Origin of the sequence: Algicola sagamiensis DSM 14643 (genome assembly GCF_000374485.1) — a bacterium.
GTDB lineage: Bacteria > Pseudomonadota > Gammaproteobacteria > Enterobacterales > Alteromonadaceae > Algicola > Algicola sagamiensis.
Map to the genome: position 1 here is coordinate 153,467 of NZ_KB894500.1, position 19,883 is coordinate 173,349.

At 42.8% G+C, this 19,883-nt stretch carries 17 protein-coding genes and 1 pseudogene; 16 read left to right on the forward strand and 2 right to left on the reverse strand.

Features of this window, described 5'->3' with window-relative positions; all coding sequences use genetic code 11:
- The first annotated feature begins 106 nt into the window (after positions 1–106).
- From C505_RS0114665 to C505_RS22520, 7 genes are all read left to right on the forward strand, one after another.
- The gene (locus tag C505_RS0114665) at positions 107–1,219 is read left to right on the forward strand and encodes a LamG-like jellyroll fold domain-containing protein (protein ID WP_018693386.1); all 1,113 of its coding nucleotides are present in this window, start codon (positions 107–109) and stop codon (positions 1,217–1,219) included.
- Between the two features lie 89 nt (positions 1,220–1,308).
- Positions 1,309–2,163, forward strand: a complete 855-nt coding sequence (locus tag C505_RS22515; RefSeq protein ID WP_018693387.1) for a DUF695 domain-containing protein — start codon at positions 1,309–1,311, stop codon at positions 2,161–2,163.
- 177 nt (positions 2,164–2,340) lie between these two features.
- Positions 2,341–3,024, forward strand: a complete 684-nt coding sequence (locus C505_RS0114675; RefSeq protein ID WP_157369071.1) for a type 2 periplasmic-binding domain-containing protein — start codon at positions 2,341–2,343, stop codon at positions 3,022–3,024.
- Positions 3,025–3,031: 7 nt separating this feature from the next.
- Complete coding sequence (locus tag C505_RS0114680) at positions 3,032–4,846, forward strand: M14 family metallopeptidase (RefSeq protein WP_018693389.1); 1,815 nt, start codon at positions 3,032–3,034, stop codon at positions 4,844–4,846.
- A 74-nt stretch (positions 4,847–4,920) separates the two neighbouring features.
- A complete protein-coding gene (locus C505_RS0114685; protein WP_018693390.1) occupies positions 4,921–5,568 on the forward strand; it encodes an MBL fold metallo-hydrolase in 648 nt (215 codons plus the stop codon).
- Positions 5,569–5,863: 295 nt separating this feature from the next.
- Complete coding sequence (locus C505_RS0114690; protein ID WP_018693391.1) at positions 5,864–7,150, forward strand: hypothetical protein; 1,287 nt, start codon at positions 5,864–5,866, stop codon at positions 7,148–7,150.
- Positions 7,151–7,454: 304 nt separating this feature from the next.
- Positions 7,455–10,058, forward strand: coding sequence for a GNAT family N-acetyltransferase (locus C505_RS22520; protein ID WP_018693393.1), 2,604 nt, complete (start codon positions 7,455–7,457; stop codon positions 10,056–10,058).
- 64 nt (positions 10,059–10,122) lie between these two features.
- Here the strand turns inward: C505_RS22520 and C505_RS0114705 are convergent, their stop codons facing one another.
- Both C505_RS0114705 and C505_RS0114710 read right to left on the reverse strand, forming a co-directional pair.
- Positions 10,123–12,291 (reverse strand): S46 family peptidase, encoded by a 2,169-nt coding sequence (locus C505_RS0114705; protein ID WP_018693394.1) that lies wholly within the window; start codon positions 12,289–12,291, stop codon positions 10,123–10,125.
- 244 nt (positions 12,292–12,535) lie between these two features.
- Positions 12,536–12,946 carry a hypothetical protein gene (locus C505_RS0114710; RefSeq protein ID WP_018693395.1) on the reverse strand — a complete coding sequence of 137 codons (411 nt, stop codon included), beginning with the start codon at positions 12,944–12,946 and terminating at the stop codon, positions 12,536–12,538.
- Between the two features lie 283 nt (positions 12,947–13,229).
- On the opposite strand from C505_RS0114710, the gene cysD reads away from it, so the two are divergent.
- The 9 genes and pseudogenes from cysD to C505_RS0114750 form a co-directional block, all read left to right on the forward strand.
- Positions 13,230–14,144 carry a sulfate adenylyltransferase subunit CysD gene (gene cysD / locus C505_RS0114715; RefSeq protein ID WP_040440050.1) on the forward strand — a complete coding sequence of 305 codons (915 nt, stop codon included), beginning with the start codon at positions 13,230–13,232 and terminating at the stop codon, positions 14,142–14,144.
- Complete coding sequence (gene cysN, locus C505_RS0114720; RefSeq protein ID WP_018693397.1) at positions 14,144–15,553, forward strand: sulfate adenylyltransferase subunit CysN; 1,410 nt, start codon at positions 14,144–14,146, stop codon at positions 15,551–15,553. The genes cysD and cysN overlap by 1 nt, the downstream gene beginning before the upstream one ends.
- A complete protein-coding gene (locus C505_RS0114725; protein WP_018693398.1) occupies positions 15,550–17,280 on the forward strand; it encodes an SLC13 family permease in 1,731 nt (576 codons plus the stop codon). The genes cysN and C505_RS0114725 overlap by 4 nt, the downstream gene beginning before the upstream one ends.
- A gap of 9 nt (positions 17,281–17,289) precedes the next feature.
- Positions 17,290–17,886: an adenylyl-sulfate kinase gene (gene cysC / locus C505_RS0114730; RefSeq protein WP_018693399.1), complete on the forward strand. Its 597-nt coding sequence runs from the start codon at positions 17,290–17,292 to the stop codon at positions 17,884–17,886.
- Positions 17,883–18,692, forward strand: coding sequence for a 3'(2'),5'-bisphosphate nucleotidase CysQ (cysQ, locus tag C505_RS0114735; RefSeq protein WP_018693400.1), 810 nt, complete (start codon positions 17,883–17,885; stop codon positions 18,690–18,692). Before cysC ends, cysQ begins: the two co-directional genes overlap by 4 nt.
- A gap of 59 nt (positions 18,693–18,751) precedes the next feature.
- On the forward strand, positions 18,752–19,069 hold the full coding sequence (locus tag C505_RS0114740) for a ComEA family DNA-binding protein (protein ID WP_018693401.1): 318 nt from the start codon (positions 18,752–18,754) through the stop codon (positions 19,067–19,069).
- Between the two features lie 159 nt (positions 19,070–19,228).
- Positions 19,229–19,393: a type II toxin-antitoxin system HicA family toxin gene (locus C505_RS24090; protein WP_083938354.1), complete on the forward strand. Its 165-nt coding sequence runs from the start codon at positions 19,229–19,231 to the stop codon at positions 19,391–19,393.
- An 11-nt stretch (positions 19,394–19,404) separates the two neighbouring features.
- Entirely contained in the window at positions 19,405–19,608 is a 204-nt protein-coding gene (locus C505_RS22525; protein ID WP_018693402.1) for a type II toxin-antitoxin system HicB family antitoxin, read from the forward strand.
- A 90-nt stretch (positions 19,609–19,698) separates the two neighbouring features.
- Positions 19,699–19,883, forward strand: a pseudogene (locus tag C505_RS0114750) (IS256 family transposase); the annotation flags it as partial.

Sequence of the window (19,883 nt, forward strand, 5' to 3'; positions counted from 1 at the left end):
ACGGAAATAAATTGAAACCAAATAGGCCGATTTTTTCGGCCTATTTACTTGAAATTCACACACTTTTACCCTAATTTCTCCGGAAAATAATCAATAAGATTTGATAATGAAAAAAAAGGATGCCCATCAAGCAGTACGGCTTGATGATTTATGGATTTGTTTTGAAAAACAAAAGATTTACCGAGACGCACAGGAAATACCACTTTCCACTTTGTCATTTCAGCTTCTGCAAACACTCTTGGAATATGCACCAGAGCCCCTCTCACATGATGCACTGATCCATTTGGTTTGGAATGGTGTGATCACCGGTGAAGAAAACGTCAAACAGCGAATTAGTCTCCTTCGCAAAGCATTATCTGACGAGAGCCATCAGTATATTCATACGAAACGTGGGCAAGGCTATTTTATTTCAAGTGAATTGCAGTGGATAGCAAAGGATTCAACTCAGCATCGACAAAAACCAAGTATGAAAAAGTGGACGATATTTGGTACAGCTTCATCATTATTTTGTGCCAGTATTTTTGTGAGTTATTTATATTTCTCTGAAGGAAGCACCGCTTCATCCAATACAGGTCGTCAAGTGAAAAACGGACCTGTGATTTATCTAGCACCAGAACAATTAGATAAAGCGTATTGTCTTGATGGGTATGATGACTACGTTGAATTTGCGGATCAGGATCATTTGGATGTTGAAGAAGGAGACTTTTCAATAGAAGCATGGATACGAACGAATTCCCTCGAACAGCGTGTTATTTTAGATAAGCGCTATGAAGATCAAGTTGAGAATGTGCACGGCTATGTCCTCTATATTGATGAAGGGAATATTTCATTACAGCTCGCAACGGGCCGTGGAAGCTGGTACTGCCATGAGCCTAATGCGTCTTGTTCAATTTATGAATCTCAAGGGTTTATTGCAGATGGGCAATGGCACCACTTAATTGTATCTGTGGATAGAGATAATCAGGAAGGGCTGCGCTTTTATCAAAATGGTGAACTGGTCACAGTTCAAGACCCGACAGATCGACAGGACTCATTGGCAAACGACAGTGTGCTCCGTGTCGGGAGTCGCTCATCTTATTTAACAGGTTTATTTGATGGTGATATCGGTGATTTAAACTTATTTCATCGCCGCATAGGACCACGGGAAGTCAAACAACGCTTTGCAAAAGGGAATAGCCGACGCTGCTACAGCATTGGAGCAAAGGGGGGATTGCTGTAATTTTACATCGGCAAAAAGTGACCAGTGGAAATTGCTTCTTAGATAGTAGGGTATACTGGGTTAAGTAGTTTCCAAACGGATAGGTAACGATGGCCGATACTTGGCATTTTTATCCTAAGCTGATGGATGAACGTCAGTTATGGATTAGTTTTAATGAATCTTATGATGATATTGCAGAGTCAGACTCTAGAGAGAACCTGCTAAGGATAGAAATTAAACTGAAAAAGCCAACTCGGGAAGGCATGCCAACTAACGAGGAATATGAAAAACTATGTGCCCTCGAGGATATCATCGTGGATGCGGTTTGTTCAACAAACGGTGTTTTTGTTGGGCGTGTGACTTATGATGGCCGTCGTTATTATTCATTTTATTTTTCCTGTTCGCGAAGTGAATTGTCCAGCTTACTCCATCCGATTTTGGATCAATCGGGATACAAAGCGAGATTTGTGATGGAGCATGACCCTCAAAAGTTATTTTACTGGCAAATGCTTTACCCTTCCGATGATGATTGGCAAATGATCCGGGATTTGCTGACGCTCGATCAGCTGAATAAACATGGTGATAATAAAGGAATTGCTCGTCAGGTCTTTCATTGGGTCTATTTTACTGAGCAGGAGCAGGTGGATGATTTTTCAGATTGGTTAGTGCAGGAATGTTACCAATTTCAGTCTGTGACAGAGCAAGATGAGCAATTTTGTGTTCGCTTTTATCATATCGGTACGATGCGGCTCAGTGATATTTCAAGCCATACATTGAAAATTGCCCGTTCTGTCGGTGAGTTAGGCGGAGAGTATGATGGATGGGAGAGCAGTGTGGAAAAGCTGGAAGTCAAAGAAGAAGTTAATACTCACATAGACGATAAAGAAGCAAAAGGGGATGAGGTTTCTAAAGAGGAAAAAGTTGACTTGATACAGCGTTTCAAAAATTGGACTCAGCACCCATGAATCAACCCCCTGGCTTTTCTTGTGGGACATTGCCTTATTATTATAATTTCATCAATCAAATACTATCGTAAATCAAATACTTTCATAAACCATATCTTTTCATAGACTGTATAAGGCAAAACAATATGAAATTTATTGCGCAAGAATGAGAAGAGTCAAGGAGATGAAGGAGGACAATTGAGACTTCTTTGGGTATTTTTTTTGGTTTGGCCAAGCTTGGGCGCAGCTGAAGTCTACCGCTTTATAGTGGAAGAGAACCCGCCTTATGTGGACCCGTACAGTTCTGGGAAGGGCGTTTTTGTAGAAAAAATTTCCGATGTGCTTGTGATGAATGACAAGGAGTTGGAGTTGTACTTTGACTTATGGCAAAACATCCCCCCGAGGCTGCATCCAGAAAAAGCGATAACGCTGACTTATCAGAAAGACGTCCAACTTATGGAAAAGTGGGCCTTTTCAAAACCTCTTTTTATATTGAAAACAGGCCTTTTGACCGAGGAAAGCACAACAATCCATTGGAAACATTTGCATGACTTACGTGGTTTTCGAATTGGCGTGACATCATCGGTGACCTATGGTGAAAAGTTTGAAGCATTTCGGACTCACCTCAAAATAATTGAAGCCCCATCTGATCTGCAAAATATCGAAGCAATTACCGGAAAAAAGATTGATTTTATGGTGGTTGAAAAATATATGCTTGATGAACTACTTGAATTCATCCCAACAACCAAGAAGAATAGCCTACGTTGGATAGGCAAGCCGCTCATCCATGAAATGCCCGTTTACGCGATATGCTCAAGAAATTATGTTGGATGTCGCCAGCGATTAACTGTGCTGGAGGAGGGCTTAACGAAAGATAAATAAGGGGGACATGTTGTTTTCTCATCTCTGTAAGATCGCACTATTATTCTGTGTCACTAGTAGCCAACTTGTAATCAGCGCAACGCTATTTCCAAATGAATCTTTACTGCCCAAAAATACACCCTGGCATGGAAAAAGCCTGCAATTGATCGAAAAAAATCCGGATAAACAGACGCTGACAGAAAAAACCGACTTTACGAAAACCTTGAGTTACAAAGAGACGGTGACTTATCTCAAGCAACTCGAAAAGTCATATGACTGGATCACGTTGGAGTCACTTGGACAAAGCCCGCAAGGGAGAACCATCTGGCTTGCCAAGATTGCTCACGGGGCAGTCTCTCCAGAAGCACTCCAAAAAAAGCCGACATTATTGCTCCAGGCAGGGATCCACAGTGGCGAAATTGATGGCAAAGATGCGACATTGATGTTTCTACGGGATCTGACCAAGGGTAAAAACACCAAGCTGCTTCATGACGTTAACTTGTTGTTTATTCCAATACTCAATGTAGATGGACATGAGTGGACGTCTCCTTATCATCGAGTGAATCAACGCGGGCCTTTGAATATGGGGTGGCGGACAACGGCTCAGAATTTAAATTTGAATCGTGACTATGCCAAGCTGGCTGCCCCTGAGATGCGTGCTTTAGTGAAAGTCTTTCGACAATATCACATCGATCTTTATCTGGATGTGCACGTGACCAATGGTGAGCATTATCAATATGATATTACAATGGGCTTTAACCAACCATTTACGGCGATCTCTCCTCAAAGTGCGACATGGTTGAAGGAAAAGTATGTGCCTCACGTTTCTCAGGACCTGGAAAAGTGGGGGCATATCCCAGGGCCTTTGGTATTTGGTATGAATAAAAAGAACTTTCATGAAGGCATTGCTGGTTGGACGGCGAGCCCCCGATACTCAAATGGTTATGGTGATGTACGCCATGTCCCAACGATACTGGTTGAAAACCATAGTTTAAAACCATTCAAGCAACGCGTATTAGGGACTTATGTGCTTTTAAAAAGTACATTAGAACTGCTGGCAGCCGAACAAGGGCAGCAACTGAAATCAGCAATTCACCATGATAAACAACGTCAGCCAGATAAAGTGATACTGGGATGGAGTTATCCAGAGCAACCAACGGAGAAAGTCGCTTTCAAAGGGATGGCTTATCAGCAACAAACAGACTCAATTACGGGTAAAGCGCAAGTTCGTTGGACGGGTAAGGCGCAGCATTATGAGCAACTTCCCGTGTACTGGCAAAACCAGCCCAAGGTCATCGCACAGATGCCAAAGGCAATTTGGATCCCCCAAGAACATCAGCAGGTCATTGAAATATTAAAAGCACATGGGGTTGAAGTCACTCACATCAAAACTGCCGAAGAGGTGAATGCGACTCAGTTTGAAGCCAAAGAGTTCAAATATAAGCCAGAACCCTATGAATCCCGCTCCGTTGTGACAGCTGAATTTCGTCAAAACCAAATCGTACGAAAGATGCCAGCGGGTTCTTATGTCATCAAAATGGATCAGAACTTATCTGAATTAGCCCTTGCATTACTCTATCCAGAGGCGCCGGACTCTTTACTATTTTGGGGATATTTTAATGGGATCTTTCAACGAACAGAATATATCGAGCCATATGCCCTGATCCCGCTCGCGCAGCAGATGATGCAAAGTGAGCCGTCGCTCAAGCAAGCATTCGAACAAAAGCTGAAGACCGACGAGGCGTTTGCAAAAGATGATAAGGCGAGAATGCGCTGGTTCTACGAAAAATCAAAATACTTCGATCAACGATACAAGCAGTACCCAGTATTGTTTGAGTATTAAAGGTCGGTTGCGTATGCGATCGATTAGACATAGCATACGCAATTAGTTGAATCGCAGAACCCCTAGGTGTGATGATGGAATTAAAAGTGATCCCAGTAACAGCGTTTGCACAAAACTGCTCGCTGATTATTTGTAAACAGACAAATCAGGCTGCTTTTGTTGACCCAGGTGGTGAGCCAGAAAAATTAAAGCAGTTATTGAAGGAAAAACAGGTTACGCTGGAGAAGATTTTGCTCACTCATGCTCACATCGATCATGTTGGTGCAGCAAAGGTACTCGCGGAAGAGTTTGAAGTGCCGATAGAAGGCCCACATCGCGATGATCAGTTTTGGCTGGATATGCTGCCTCAGCAGGCTGCGATGTTCCAGTTTGATAAAGTTGAGGCATTTCATCCGAAGCGCTGGTTGGTTGAAGGAGATACAGTCAAGGTAGGGGCACTATCCCTTGCTGTTTATCATTGCCCAGGTCATACCCCTGGACATGTCGTTTTTTATCAAGAAGCTCATCAAATTGTATGGGTAGGAGACGTGTTATTTCAAGGCTCTATTGGTCGAACTGACTTTCCGATGGGAGATCACCAACAACTGATCGACTCTATCCAGAAAAAGCTATGGCCATTGGGTGACTCGGTCACGTTTATCCCTGGACATGGCCCAACATCGACGATTGGTCATGAACGCGAACATAATCCTTTTGTTGCAGATAAATCGTTGAAGCAATAGGTAAACGCTTCGCTTAAAAAGAGATACTCAAACGACTTGTTTTGGGGATCGGCTCAGTGCCTGTTCCTAAATAAGTCACTTTTAATCAATGAAATATATCAAGCGTATGGACTTGGTAATTTATCGCTCATTGAGAATACTCAGTCATACTTTTTCTATCCAATACATATCTTCATAAAACAAATCAGACCCGTTTGTTACTACTAAAATATTAGTGACATATAGCGCTTATTTTTTCGATTCGAGATTCGGTGTGAAGTGGCACATGAATTTGACCAACTGTTAGGATGTAGTAATGACGACGATTCAACCAAAATCCCAGATAATTTCAAATGTTTCCTCTAAAAGAGCGCTCTTTGAGGGAAAAAATGAAAAAGCTCAGCAAGTCGGTGATAAGCCTGTCTCTTCACTTCCTAACAAGGGAAATGGAAAAATCTCTAACAGAATTGCGATGTATTTGAATAATGTTCAAGGTTCATCACAACCTCAAGCACAAAGAAAGCCGCTGAATATTAAAAAAGTGTCTTTTCAACCTATGCCAGTACAGCAAGAAGTCCAAAAAAAGGAAGTAAAGCATCAAGAGCAACCAGCGAAACACAAAGAGCCGACTTCAACCCGTACCCTGCTTCAGCAGGTAAAATCTCAACAAAGTCCGCAACCAGAACAAACACAGAAAAAGCCAGAAGAAGTGAAAGTTAAGGCTGCAAGTGTACATACTGTAAGCGCCCAACAATCAGCTTCTGGATCAAAGATGGATATGATCAAGAACAGCGCCATTTTTAAAGCGGTGATCCAGCTTTTATTGAATACACTACCTGGCACAAAATTTGAGCTTGCTTCACCGGATAAAGATCCGAAGTTACTGACAGGTGCTTACTTTGACCCAAAAACCAATACGGTCGTGTTAGACAAAAATGCGCCTTTAGATACAACATTAGATAACTTGATTTTCGAGTTATGTAATGCAAAAAATGCAGCAAAGTTTGAGGCAATTAACCAAGCTTACCAGAAGGGGCAGATCACGCCATCAGAATACGGACAGCAATATGCAGCGGCTGAATTCGATACGCAAATGCGTTATACAGATATCTTTTTACAGTTAAAGAAGGATGGTCATTCTTTGGCAAATAATGCACAACAAGCCTTAGCATGGGTGGATAGAACAGACTCAAACTACGTTCAAACAAAAGATACGACTCGTCTCTTTGAGAGTTTTATGAAAGAGCCACATGACAAGAAAGCGGATAAGTTGAGCACATCTTCTTTACCAACACCGGAAATGTATACTTTCGAAAAACTTGAAAAGTTAAGAGGCCCAGCGTTATTCAAGCGGTTAGAAGGTGAACTTGGTCAAGGAAAGATCCCACAAAAGCTTAGCTCGTGGATACGCCATGAATTCCCGACAGATAATTATGGCTACAAGCGTGCGAAAGCCTATGAAGAAGTTTTAGGACAGCTAAAAACAGAGTTGAAGAAAGACCCAGTATCTGTTGCAAAATTAGAGAATCTACAACTTCCAGAGCAACTTCTTGAGCATGCAACACTTCGTGCTGGTGCGAATGTAATGCCAAAAGTAAAATAATCATACAACTGGCCTTCCTTACCTGAGTGAGGAAGGTCAACTCAACGATTTGAAATCAAGCCGAATCTTCTCACGAGTCACTTCTCCAAAATACTTCCACGATAAGCCATTTTCCCTCGCATAATTCCTATGATTATTCCCTTCATTATGATACGTTTAGACTCTTCGGTCAGCTTGCCAGCCATGACTATCGTTCTTCAAAAATACCGTTTATGTATGCCTGATGGGGCTTCTTTGTTGACATGATCACGGGGTATGGATGTTATTCATATCGGACAATATCTCTTAAACAGACAGTGAATTCATGACATTTCAAATCTATAGAGACGCGTGGGGGATCCCGCACATCAAAGCTTCGACTGAAGCTGAGCTTTCGTTTGCACAAGGCTACAATGCTGCTTGTGATCGAGGGTGGCAGCTTGAAGTGGAGCGACATCGAGCAGAAGGAACAAGTGCCTCATTTTTAGGTGAAAAGTTCGTTGATTGGGACATTTTTGCGCGTCGTCTTCAGCTCAATGACACGGCCCGGCGTTGCTTTAGAAATCTAAAAGGTGAGACCCGAGCCTGGCTGATTGAATATGTCAGAGGGGTGAACACCGGTCTGCAAAAACAAAGTACGACTGAATTTGAAAAGTGCAACATTCAACCCGGAAAATGGGCGCCTTGGACACCGATCAGCATTTGGCTTTCCACACATATCTTACTGGGCAGTTTCCCCAGTAAACTTTGGAGAGAAGAGGTGTCAAAGCACCTTGGAGAGAATTATATCAATCTGTTTAGTGCTGAAGGCGTTTGGAGTGCAGGGAGTAATGGCTGGTATGTCAGTGCAGAAAGAACGCAAAACAATGCGCCGATTCTTGCAGGAGATCCGCACCGAATTATTGAGTTGCCGGGCTGCTATCAGCAAATCCATCTTGCTTGTGATGATTATGAAGTGATTGGATTTGCGGTACCAGGTATCCCTGGCGTTCAGCATTTTGGTCATGCAGGAGAAGTCGCTTGGTCCATTACAAATGCGATGGCAGACTGCCAGGATGTGTTCGAAGAAAAGTTGGAAAGGCGTGAGGATGGAATATTTGCACTTGGTGTCTCAGGTTTTGAGCCTGTTTCTTCCCATCATGAGACGATTGAGATCCGAGGGCAAGATAGCCTCGAAATCGAAGTACTTGAGACCAAACGTGGTCCAATCATCATCGATGAAATTGATGAGGGGATATCGTTGAGTTTGCGCACAACTGCACGTGCATTTGAAGACTCAGGGTTTGATGCAATTCGGGCTTTACTTCGCGCAAAAACAGTCTCCGATATTGATGAAGCATGCGATGCTTGGCGAGAACCTGTCAATGTTGTACAGGCAGCTGATCAATCAGGTGGGTTTATCTATCGGGTTGCAGGCGCTGTGCCCCAAAGGTCTTCAAAAAATTATTTCAGAATTGTTCCTGCGTGGGACATTGAGCACCAATGGCAAGGGATCCAACAATGTAAAAAATCTTCCACACAAGAAGATGTGGTTGTCATGGCAAATCAAAGGGGTCTCGCGGAAAGTTATGGCACAGAGTTCGCGCCACCGCACCGGATGGAACGGATCCTACAGTTGCTTTCATCAAAAAAACAGTTCGGCCCAAAGGATATGACGGCCATTCATACTGATACACAACTCGATTCTGCCAAACTTCTGATCGAATTTGTGTCAGCACAAGCGGATCTTGAACCGCCACTTTCGTCCATCAAAGACCAATTATGCCGGTGGGATTTGAATATGGATGGAGATAGCCAAGAAGCAGCACTGTTTGCGTCATTACGTACAGCGGTTGTGAAGCGGTTGGCTACAACCTCGTTATTCACACCATTGGGCAAATTAATCGTTGATGACAGCATATATTCACCGCTTTTCCATCCATGGCTATGCTTAACAACGCGTATCGGTTTTGCGCTGGAAAGTATCATTAAACAAGGGATCCCTGATGTGGATCTGAGTTTGATTGTTAGAGCATCATTAGCCGATGTTGCGCAATCCAAGGAGCAATGGTCAAAAGGTTGGGCAGATTTACACCGAGTCACACCTTGGAAAGCATTAGAGAGCAACGATGATTCCTCATGGCCTGGGATTGGCGGAGACCAAGATACGGTGATGTCTTCAAGTAGTTTACCGGGTATTGCACATATTTGTTGGCGTGGCCCAGTAGCCCGATATGTCTGGGACTTAAGTGATATTTCTCAAAGTTTGTGGATTGTCCCATTTGGGGCATCAGGTCATTCAGAAGATCCGCATTATGCCGATCAATACAACAAATGGCGACACGGTGAACTCTTGCCAGTGAGCACGAACTGGCAGCAATTGCAGCTAGAACAGACGGTGATAACTCCAGATGAAACGTATCAAAAAGAAGGTGTTGATTGGGGACTTTATACAATCTCTCAAATTGACCCGATTCAAGATGCAGCGTTGATATACAGTTGGGTGAGCGAGGAAAGAGCAGCGTTTTGGGGAATGACAGAATACACTCAGGAAGACGTGAAGGAAGTGTATGAATATTTGAGCGCGATGGACAGCCACAATGTCTTTTTCTTAAAACTCGATGAACAACCGATTGCACTATTCCAACTTTATATGCCGCATGAGGAAGAAATGGCAGCTTTGTATGATTGTCAGGAAAGTGATATTGGGTTACACCTTTTCGTTGCACCAACAAGTGCACCTCGTAAAGGATTTACGAATCAAGTCTTAAGCGTGATCACTGAGTTTGTCTTCTCAAAAGAACATATCAGTCGAATCGTGATTGAGCCTGATGTGAGAAACCAAAAGTCGATTGCTCGATTCAATCAATTTGGGTTTAACTTCAGCGATCAGATCAGCTTGTCACATAAAGATGCTCAGTTGATGTTTTTGGAACGTAACGTTGTTTGATAAAGCCAGAAACAAAGAAGCCCCAATGCAGGGGCTTCTATTTGAAGATAAAAATGTTTATCGATTACTCGACGATTTCCATCTCTTCAAGCAAGTTATCTGCACCATCGATATACTTCATGACCCAAAGCATGTAGCGCGTATCACAATGGATTGAACGGTTGAACTTCGGATCGTAATCCCAGTCACCAATGATACTTTCAATGACACCATCGAATAACAAGCCAACCAGTTCCGCATTACCGTTTAATGTTGGTGAGCCAGAGTTTCCACCAGTTGTATCCACAGTTGACAGATAGTTTACCGGAACGGTGCCAAGCTGTTCTGACTTGTATTTACCGTATTGTTTATTTTTAATGAGCTCAAGTTGCTTCTTCGGTGAGCCAAATGGGTCTTCACCCGTATACTTACTCGCTAACCCTTCTACGGTGGTGAAAGGCGTTGCCCAAAGGCCATCTTGTGGCTGATAGCCTTTCACCTGACCATAAGTCACACGAAGCGTGCTGTTTGCATCTGCATATACTGGCTGATTGAGTGAGCGCTTATATGCAATGAGCGCTTCCATGTATTTCGCGCTTGCTTTTGTCCACTGGCCATATAGCTCGCGGCTTTGCTTTCTGTTTGTTTTCAGCTCAGGGTAAAGTTGCACAGCAAGCTTGATGAACGGGTCTTGGCTTTTTGCAAATGACTCAACGTTTTTATCCATCCAACCAAGGCGGATTGACTCGTCTTTCAATGCAGTTGCTGCGTACATGTCTTTCAGCTGTTTCGCGACTTTTTCTTTCTTGAAGCCTTGCTCAAGATGGAAGTACTGATCAAGCGCATTGTAACGCTGCTCCGCTGGCAGTTTTGCGTATGACTCAAGCAGGTATAATGCAATTTGTTGATTAATCTGAGCATCAAAACGACGGTTAATGCTCTTTAAGCCAGAGACAAAACGTTTTTCATCACGCTTCTGGTAACCAGAGTCACGTTTTGCATCTTCTTTTTGCTGCTCATGGCTATAACGTAATAAGCTGTTTGATGCGCGGAACATCGGCAAGTAGCGATACATGAAAGAAACCACTTTATCACGGCCTTGTGTCTTCATGTCTTGTTCAAGAATACGCTTCATTTCTGTCAGTGCAGAAGCATACTTTGCTTTGCGATCAGCGTCTTGATTGATCCACGCAGTTAAAGAGGCATCAAATTTTTCTTTTTTCGCTTGCGTACCAGCTTTCTTATAGCTGTCGATCATGGCACCAAAGTTTTTCTCGTAGTTTGCAAGGCCTGCGAGCGTACTTTCATATTTAATACGCTCAGCGCTTCCCGGCTCAGAGTTTTCTTTGATGATATTGATGATATCGCCACGCATTTTCTTATCTGTTGGATAAGCCCAAGTGAATTTGTTTTTCACTTGATCCGCAGTGCGGTAACGGTTTGTTCTGCCTGGATAACCCACAACCATGACAAAATCATCGTCATTGATGCCTTTGGCAGATACCTTTAAGAAAGACTTAGGTTCGAACGGCACATTGTCTTTGCTAAAGTCAGCTGGCTTACCATCTTTTGACACATATGCACGATAGAAGCTGTAATCACCGGTTTGGCGCGGCCACATCCAGTTATCAATATCGCCACCAAACTTACCGATGCTTGCTGCTGGGTTATACACAAGACGAACATCACGGATTTCTAGTTTTTTGATGAGGAAATATTCCAATCCATTATGGAAAGTCGATACCTGACAACGATAGCCATCTTCTTTTTCACAATTGGCAATCAGTTCTTTTTCTGCGGCATCAATGACTTTATAACGCTCAAGGCCAGTCATATTATCAGACAGCTTTGCATTAATTTTGTCGGTCACATTGATGACATCTTCCGTGACGAAAACACGTGAACCAGGTGCTGCTGGTAATTCTTCACCGTAGTTTTTCGCAAGAAAGCCGTTTTTTAAAATATTATTCTTTTCCGTTGAATTGTATTGAATGCTTCCATATGCACAATGGTGGTTTGTCACGACCAAGCCTTTTGGTGAGACAAACGATGCAGTGCATCCGCCCAAACTGATCACTGCGTTCATTGGAAATTCAGTGAGTTTAGAAATATTATCAGCAGGAATTTTCAAGCCAAGCTGTTGTAGTTCTTGTTTGATTTCAGGTAGTTGGTGAGGTTGCCACATGCCTTCATTTGCAAGGGCTGTACCGCTTGCCAAACTCAGCAACAGGGACGTTTTGATCACATTTTTCATTTTTTAATTCAACATCACTTGAGTGGATAAACGCCCCAGTATAACAAACCCAACTTGCCCTGCGATGGGCACTGAAAGGATAAAATTGCAGTTTATCGCAAAAATCATGTTGTTTAGTGATGTTCCTATTTCTCCCAAAACATGCCTGAAAGCACGTCATTGCTTACAAAAGTATTGATTGAACTTGGCGAGCAGATTGTACATTCAACATCTGCTTGCCAAGATTTTCATATCATCTTTTTATTTAGGGTGCGGACTCAACAAGGTTAATGTCGTAGAGACGCTTCACACGGAATAACACTTTACCTGCTGCATTTTGGTACATTGACCCATCAATTAATGCTGTAGAACCGCGCCACTTGTCTTCAAAATTTCCATCGCCATCTAATGTTGTTGCAAGATACGCGATCACTGGGCCAACATTACCCTGGTCAATGACTTGCCCCAATTGTACAAGAGATATTTGATTGTAATTACCCTCTTGTGTATTACATAGTTTGATAGAAATTCTGAGGTTTCCAGTACTAGCTTCACCGCAGTCATCTTCTTCAGCTTTTGGTACATAGTTAGTGATGTACACACGCAACTTGTAAAAAGAAGGATTAAAGCTTTCTTGGTTTTGATGTGTTGGTTCACACCCGCATTGTTCGTTCATTAAGTATTCCTCTAAGCGTAAACAAGAAAGAGAATAAATTGCTCTTTCACTATCGAGACGAAAATGCACTTACTTTGTGAATGTTTATTTTGGTGGACTAATCGAGAAATCAGAATGGTATTTCACTATCTGGATAGATATGGGTACGAAAAGTATTTAATCGCCTTATTCCATTTTCTTCTGAAATATATATGACAAAAAAATAAGACATTCTTTTTTGATATTGCGAAAAGGAATAAGGGTTTCTATGATTTTGCTACGAATCAATCAGTTGGAAATTGCCATGTCTTTGTCAAATGATAGGCGAACCTATTTAAAGCAATTGGAAAATGAAAGCATCTATATTTTCCGTGAAGTGGCCGCTGCGTTTCAAAACCCAGTCATGCTCTATTCGATAGGGAAAGACTCTTCAGTTTTATTGCATCTTGCTCGAAAAGCTTTTTATCCGGGAAAGCTTCCTTTTCCGATACTACACGTTGATACAGGATGGAAGTTCAAAGAAATGATCTCCTTTCGAGATCAATTTATCAAAAAGATTGGTGCGGAACTGATTGTTCATCAAAACCCGGAAGGCGTCGCCATGGATATCAACCCGTTTATTCATGGAAGTGCTGTGCACACGGATATCATGAAGACACAAGGGCTGAAGCAGGCGCTGGATCAGTATCAATTTGATGCGGCATTTGGTGGGGCAAGAAGGGATGAGGAAAAATCGAGGGCAAAGGAGCGGATTTTTTCATTTCGTGATGCGCACCATCGTTGGGATCCTAAAAAACAACGACCTGAGCTTTGGAACAAATTTAATACCCAAATTACCAAAGGCGAAAGTATCCGTGTTTTCCCGCTTTCGAATTGGACGGAACAGGATATCTGGGATTATATCCTGCAAGAAAACATCGAACTGGTGCCGCTTTATCTTGCACAGCCAAGACCCGTTGTTGAGCGCAATGGCACATTGCTCATGGTCGATGATGGCCGCTTTCCATTGGAAAAAGGAGAAGAACCAGAATATAGAAGCGTCCGTTTTAGAACATTAGGCTGCTACCCATTAACGGGTGCAATTGAGTCAACTGCAAATACGCTTGAGTCTGTTGTTCATGAAATGGCACAAAGCCGTCATTCTGAGCGTCAGGGACGTCTTATTGATTCTGATCAGGCTGGTTCGATGGAAAGAAAAAAACGTGAGGGGTATTTCTAATGTCAGCAATTCAACCTATCTCGAATGTCATCCCAATGAATGAAACAAAAAAGCTGCTTAGATTGATGACCTGTGGCTCGGTGGACGATGGGAAGTCAACGCTTATTGGTCGTTTACTCTATGATACTCAGTCATTATTCGATGATCAGTTGGCGCTTCTCGAAGATGAGAGTAAGCGTATTGGTAATGCTGGGGATGCGCTTGATTTTTCGTTGCTGGTGGATGGACTTCAATCAGAGAGAGAGCAAGGGATCACGATTGATGTGGCCTATCGTTACTTTTCTACAGATCAGACCAAATTTATCATCGCAGACTCACCAGGACACGAGCAATATACACGAAATATGGTTACTGCTGCGTCTCATTCATCTGTCGCACTGATCTTGATCGATGCACGTAAAGGGGTCATCACGCAAACCAAACGGCATGCATATTTGTGTTCTCTGATGGGGATCGAAACCGTGATTGTTGCAGTGAATAAAATCGATTTGGTGGACTATCAGGAATCGGTATATGAGTCGATAAAACAAGACTTTTTGCAGATGAGTCATACGCTGGCATTTCGTCATATCGACTTTGTCCCCGTCTCAGCATTGCGTGGGGACAACATTGCATCACGATCAGAGCAGATGCCTTGGTATCAGGGAGAGTTTTTACTGCGTTTACTGGATAACATGAATATATGTGATGCGACCCCTGCATCTGAGTCATTCCGTTTCCCTGTTCAATATGTCAATCGTCCAGATCAGGCGTTTCGTGGTTTTAGTGGTACTGTTGTTTCGGGGACGATTCGCCAAGGCGACGAAATCCTGGTTTTACCTTCTCAGAAACGAGCTAATGTGATAGAGATCGTAACTTTTGATGGCAATTTAAGTCGTGCTGTGGAAGGAGAAGCAATAACTTTAGTGCTGGATCGTGAAATTGATATCTCCAGAGGTGATGTGGTGATCCATGCACATCAAGACATGGCTTTGGGGCAATTGGTCAAGGCCGAATTGGTTTGGTTGAATGAAACTGCGCTACAACTTGACCGACAGTACGACTTTTTATTTAGTCATCGTGCGATTCAAGGACGTATTGCTTCAGTCGATGCCCATATTGATATTCATGAGTTGGGCGCAAAAGTGTCTAAAGATGGGATTGCACTGAATGATATTGCTGAAGTGTCTATTCAGCTTCAAGAAGCGGTACCATTGGATACTTTTGAGCAACATTCATCTACGGGGTCTTTTATCATGATTGACCGGATCAGTCATGATACGGTTGCTGGAGGGATGATACGCTCAATTGACAACGTTGATCATCGCGAAACAAATGAAACTCTGAGTGAATTTGAGCTAGAGCTTAACCAACTGATCCGAAAACACTTTCCACACTGGCAGGCACTGGATGTAAGGAAACAATCATGAGCCTGACACAATGGGTGACGCTGGTCACCCTGATTGTTGTGGTGATTTGTCTGGTTCGTATGAGCCGAAAAGCATCGTATATCTTTGGGAGTGCGAGTGTTTTTCTACTGAGTATTGGGTATATTGATATTGAGCAGTTCATCGGAAGTTATGCAAATATCAGTGTTTTGACGCTGTTATTGATTCTGGTTGCGTCCTCAACGCTTGAGCGAACTGTTTATTTACAAAAAATGAGTCAGTATATTACCGAGGGTGGACGCTCTCGGGCATACATGAAAATGGGGATTGTTGTCGCGTCTCTCTCTTCCATCATGAACAACACTGCGGTTGTTGCTTCTCTGATGCGGACATTGAGCCAATCTCGCTCTAGTGTCCTTAAAAATGCACTCATTCCACTGTCTTACATGGCTATCATGGGCGGGACGCTGACCCTTATCGGAACCTCAACGAACTTAATTGTGAATGGCTTTTTAGAGCATTATGGTTTTCAAGGATTTCAGTTTTTTGATTTTTTCTATGTCGGCATTGTGGCTGCGGGGATGGGGCTTGCAACGATCCTTTTACTGAGGCATCGTTTCCCTGATGCAAGAAGCGCACAAGAAAAAGTACAGGATTATTTTGTTGAGGCGATTGTGACAGCGGATTCCGTATTGATCGGCCAATCAGTACAAGCAGCCGGGCTTCGCTCATTACAAAGTTTTTTCTTGGTCGAAATCATTCGGGACAGTCACTTTATTTCACCCGTGCACCCGAATGAAACACTGTGCACTGGTGATCGGCTTGTCTTTACGGGGATTATCGAAAACCTCTTTCAATTGCAACATATTCAAGGGCTGAGCTTGCTGGGAGAATGTGGGCTAGGCAATCGAAAGAATATCGTTGAAGTTTTTGTTCGCCAGTCCTCATCGATGATAGGCAAAACAATCAAAACGCTGGACTTTCGAGCGAATTTTGATGCGGTTGTCGTGGCTTTGCATCATGAAGGGCAAAGACAGCGCCGAAAAATAGGGGATATTCGATTACACTCAGGTGATCGGTTGATACTGGCTGTTGGAAAAGATTTCTTCAAACAGAATCATTTGGAAAAACACTTTATTATTCTCGATCAGCAAAAAGCGCCCTCTCATCTCAATGTATTTCAACAACGATTCGCCCTCTTTGGTTTTTTAGGCTGTATTGGGTTGGCTGTATTCCAAGTGATGAGCTTATTTCAAAGTTTACTGTTGTTTATTTTGGCTGCGGTTGCTTTCAAGGTCATTGACTTAGGGGAAGTAAAACGTCGAATTGCCTACGATCTTTGGGTGATCATCGGTTCTGCGTTAGTCATTTCTCAAGTGGTCATTGATGTCGGTTTACACCAATGGATAGCAGGTCCAATTGCGCTTTGGATGGATGCCCAAAGCACCCCCTATGTTGCTCTGATAATTGTCTATCTCATGACTTTAGTGGTGACCGAAATGATGACCAACAATGCGGCTGCTGCGATTGTGTTTCCGATTGCCCTTGCTTTGTCGAATTTACTTCAGGTGAGTATTTTACCTTTTGCTTTGGCGATCGCATATGCCGCGAGTGCCAGTTTTGTGAGTCCATATGGCTATCAAACAAACTTGATGGTCATGAACTCTGGCGGATATACATTTCGTGACTTTGCCGGGCAGGGGGTTGTTGTCTCCTTCGTGTATGGCACGACAGTTCTATTTTTAATCCCTGTATTTTTTCCTTTTTAAGGATTATGTATGAATGATGATATTGTATGGCACGCGCATGCAGTGACCCGTGGAAAACGAGAAGTATTACTCTCTCAGCGAGGTTGCCTCGTTTGGTTGACTGGATTGAGTGGCTCGGGGAAATCCACGATTGCCGGACATGTGGAATCGTTACTCTATGAGCAAAATAAACTCACCTATTTACTGGATGGTGATAATATTCGGCATGGACTAAACGCAGACTTAGGCTTTTCGCAATCGGATCGTGATGAAAACCTTCGGCGTATCGCTCATGTTGCAAGTTTGATGGTGGATATGGGGGCAATTGTGTTGGCGGCATTTATTTCGCCTTTAGCCCGGGAACGTGAACAGATCCGAACGATTATTGGTGACCATGATTATCTGGAGGTGTTCGTCGATACACCGCTCGAAACTTGTGAAAAACGAGATCCGAAGGGCTTATATCAAAAGGCGCGTCATGGCGAAATTCAAAATTTTACGGGTATTTCTGCACCCTATGAGCGTCCTGAAAACCCTGATTTGGTCATCGATACTGAAAGAGAAAGCCTGGATAATGCGAGCCGCCAAGTCTTTGATTTGGTTTTGACAAAAAAGGGGAAAATATGAAGTTAACAACGCAAGACATTGCGCTGCTTTTAGAGATTACACAAGATGCAGGAGCAGCCATCATGCGTTTTTATCACAGCGATGTGGGTACAACTTTCAAACAGGATAATAGCCCAGTCACAGAGGCAGACTTGGCCGCTGATCAAGTGATTAAAGTAGGCTTACTTCGGCATTGGCCAAATGTTCCTATTCTTTCAGAAGAATCCGCTGACATTGATGTTGAAATCAGACGTCAATGGCAAACTTTTTGGTTAGTTGATCCTTTGGATGGTACGAAGGAGTTCATCAACCGAAATGGTGAATTTACGGTGAATATAGCACTGATCCACAATGGGATACCTGTGTTTGGTGTGGTCTATGCGCCAGCAAAAGATTTACTGTATTGGGGTGGTGAGGCATATGGTGCTTTTAAACGAGATGTAAAAGCGCAGCAAACAATTCTTGCTGAAGTATTGGATACAGAAAATCCACCTGTTGTCGTTGTCAGCCGTTCCCACCCAAGTGAACGACTTCAAGGATACTGTGAGCAGATGGGGGCGTATGAATATTTGCCTACAGGCAGCTCACTCAAACTATGTATGGTGGCTGAAGGAAGCGCTTCTGTTTATCCGAGGCTGGGGCCTACCAGTCAATGGGATATTGCTGCGGCACATGCAGTTTTATTTGGTGCGCAAGGCAGGCTAACACTAGCATTACACCCAGAACAAACTTTGTCTTATAAACAGAAACAAGATTTTATAAATCCCTATTTTATTGCGTCTGTAAAAAATTTCCTGCCTCCCATTTACAAGGAATCAAAGCAATGATTAAATAGTGACCGTTGGTCAGAAGGATCTGGCCATTGAATACGATGGAGAAACTAACCATGAATCAAAAGATTATGCGTCACTTACTTTTTTATCTCTTCATGACACTCGGTGTCCTCAGCTTACCTGCCGTTTCCAATGAGGCACCCTTAACCAAAAAAAGCGTCTCTCAAGCCAAAGCCGTCGCAAAGGTCAATATTAATACCGCAGATGAAAAATTATTAAGAAGTTTATCTGGAATCGGGAAGCGAAGGGCGAGGTTGATTGTTAATTACCGAGAATCAAATGGTCCTTTTCAGGACATTTATGACTTGGCAAAGGTCAAAGGAATTAGTAAAGACCTTGTACTCCGGAATCAGGATCGAATCACGCTTTAAAAAAGTATAAAGCAGCTTTTTGGCTGCTTTATTTTAAAAATAAATAGGCTTTATTCATGCCTTTCTTGTTCCTGCCACTTCCTTAAATGAAGCGAGTCGCTTTATTCCTCGTTCACAACAGACCCTTGAACTGTCTGCGAACTATACACTTGAGACTGTGTGTATGCATGTGTTTTAAAACGACAAGGTAAGGGCTCACATGAGATCTGGCAAAGTCCAGATGGCAACACTTTCCCTATGCCACACCCTAAAAAGAATTTAAGAAGAGGGATTGTGAATAAAATTTTGAAGCAGGCTGGAATTAAAAACCGTCATGATATGTGAGAGGAGTAGATATGCTTTTTAAAATCGGCATTGAACCTGGTGATGATAACACCGCATTTGGCATTGTGATCCCCGCATTGTGCCAGGGTGGTTATGGTGCATTTTCAGCAGCAGATACTTTTGAAGAAATTGTTCCAAATACGAGAGAAGCCGCTTTTCTGATTCTTAAAGAAATGGCAACCAATGGTGATTTAGATATTGTAAACGAGCTATGATGATTTCTGGTGTATGAGGTGAGAAAAAGAATGTGGTGCTAATCTGTTGATTGATCTGACAAATCAATAGTCAACAAAGAGAAACACCACATGGCAAATCATAAAGTATCACCACTGAAATCACCAGAAATAGATCCACTGAATGACGTTTTAAAACAAGGGGCACAAGCACTCCTCGCGAAAGCCATTGAAGCTGAAGTGGCCGAGTTGTTGGCACAATACGAAACGCTTCAAGTGGATGGCAAACCCGCGGTTGTTCGCAATGGGCATTTACC

What these genes read in the sequence shown, in the direction of transcription:
- C505_RS0114725 (WP_018693398.1), top strand. Translation starts at nt 15,550, where the DNA reads ATGAGCCTGACACAATGGGTGACGCTGGTCACCCTGATTGTTGTGGTG.
- C505_RS0114705 (WP_018693394.1), bottom strand. Translation starts at nt 12,291, where the DNA reads ATGAAAAATGTGATCAAAACGTCCCTGTTGCTGAGTTTGGCAAGCGGT.
- cysC (WP_018693399.1), top strand. Translation starts at nt 17,290, where the DNA reads ATGAATGATGATATTGTATGGCACGCGCATGCAGTGACCCGTGGAAAA.
- C505_RS0114680 (WP_018693389.1), top strand. Translation starts at nt 3,032, where the DNA reads ATGTTGTTTTCTCATCTCTGTAAGATCGCACTATTATTCTGTGTCACT.
- cysQ (WP_018693400.1), top strand. Translation starts at nt 17,883, where the DNA reads ATGAAGTTAACAACGCAAGACATTGCGCTGCTTTTAGAGATTACACAA.
- cysD (WP_040440050.1), top strand. Translation starts at nt 13,230, where the DNA reads ATGTCTTTGTCAAATGATAGGCGAACCTATTTAAAGCAATTGGAAAAT.
- C505_RS22520 (WP_018693393.1), top strand. Translation starts at nt 7,455, where the DNA reads ATGACATTTCAAATCTATAGAGACGCGTGGGGGATCCCGCACATCAAA.
- cysN (WP_018693397.1), top strand. Translation starts at nt 14,144, where the DNA reads ATGTCAGCAATTCAACCTATCTCGAATGTCATCCCAATGAATGAAACA.
- C505_RS22515 (WP_018693387.1), top strand. Translation starts at nt 1,309, where the DNA reads ATGGCCGATACTTGGCATTTTTATCCTAAGCTGATGGATGAACGTCAG.
- C505_RS22525 (WP_018693402.1), top strand. Translation starts at nt 19,405, where the DNA reads ATGCTTTTTAAAATCGGCATTGAACCTGGTGATGATAACACCGCATTT.
- C505_RS0114665 (WP_018693386.1), top strand. Translation starts at nt 107, where the DNA reads ATGAAAAAAAAGGATGCCCATCAAGCAGTACGGCTTGATGATTTATGG.
- C505_RS0114690 (WP_018693391.1), top strand. Translation starts at nt 5,864, where the DNA reads ATGACGACGATTCAACCAAAATCCCAGATAATTTCAAATGTTTCCTCT.
- C505_RS0114710 (WP_018693395.1), bottom strand. Translation starts at nt 12,946, where the DNA reads ATGAACGAACAATGCGGGTGTGAACCAACACATCAAAACCAAGAAAGC.
- C505_RS0114740 (WP_018693401.1), top strand. Translation starts at nt 18,752, where the DNA reads ATGAATCAAAAGATTATGCGTCACTTACTTTTTTATCTCTTCATGACA.
- C505_RS0114685 (WP_018693390.1), top strand. Translation starts at nt 4,921, where the DNA reads ATGGAATTAAAAGTGATCCCAGTAACAGCGTTTGCACAAAACTGCTCG.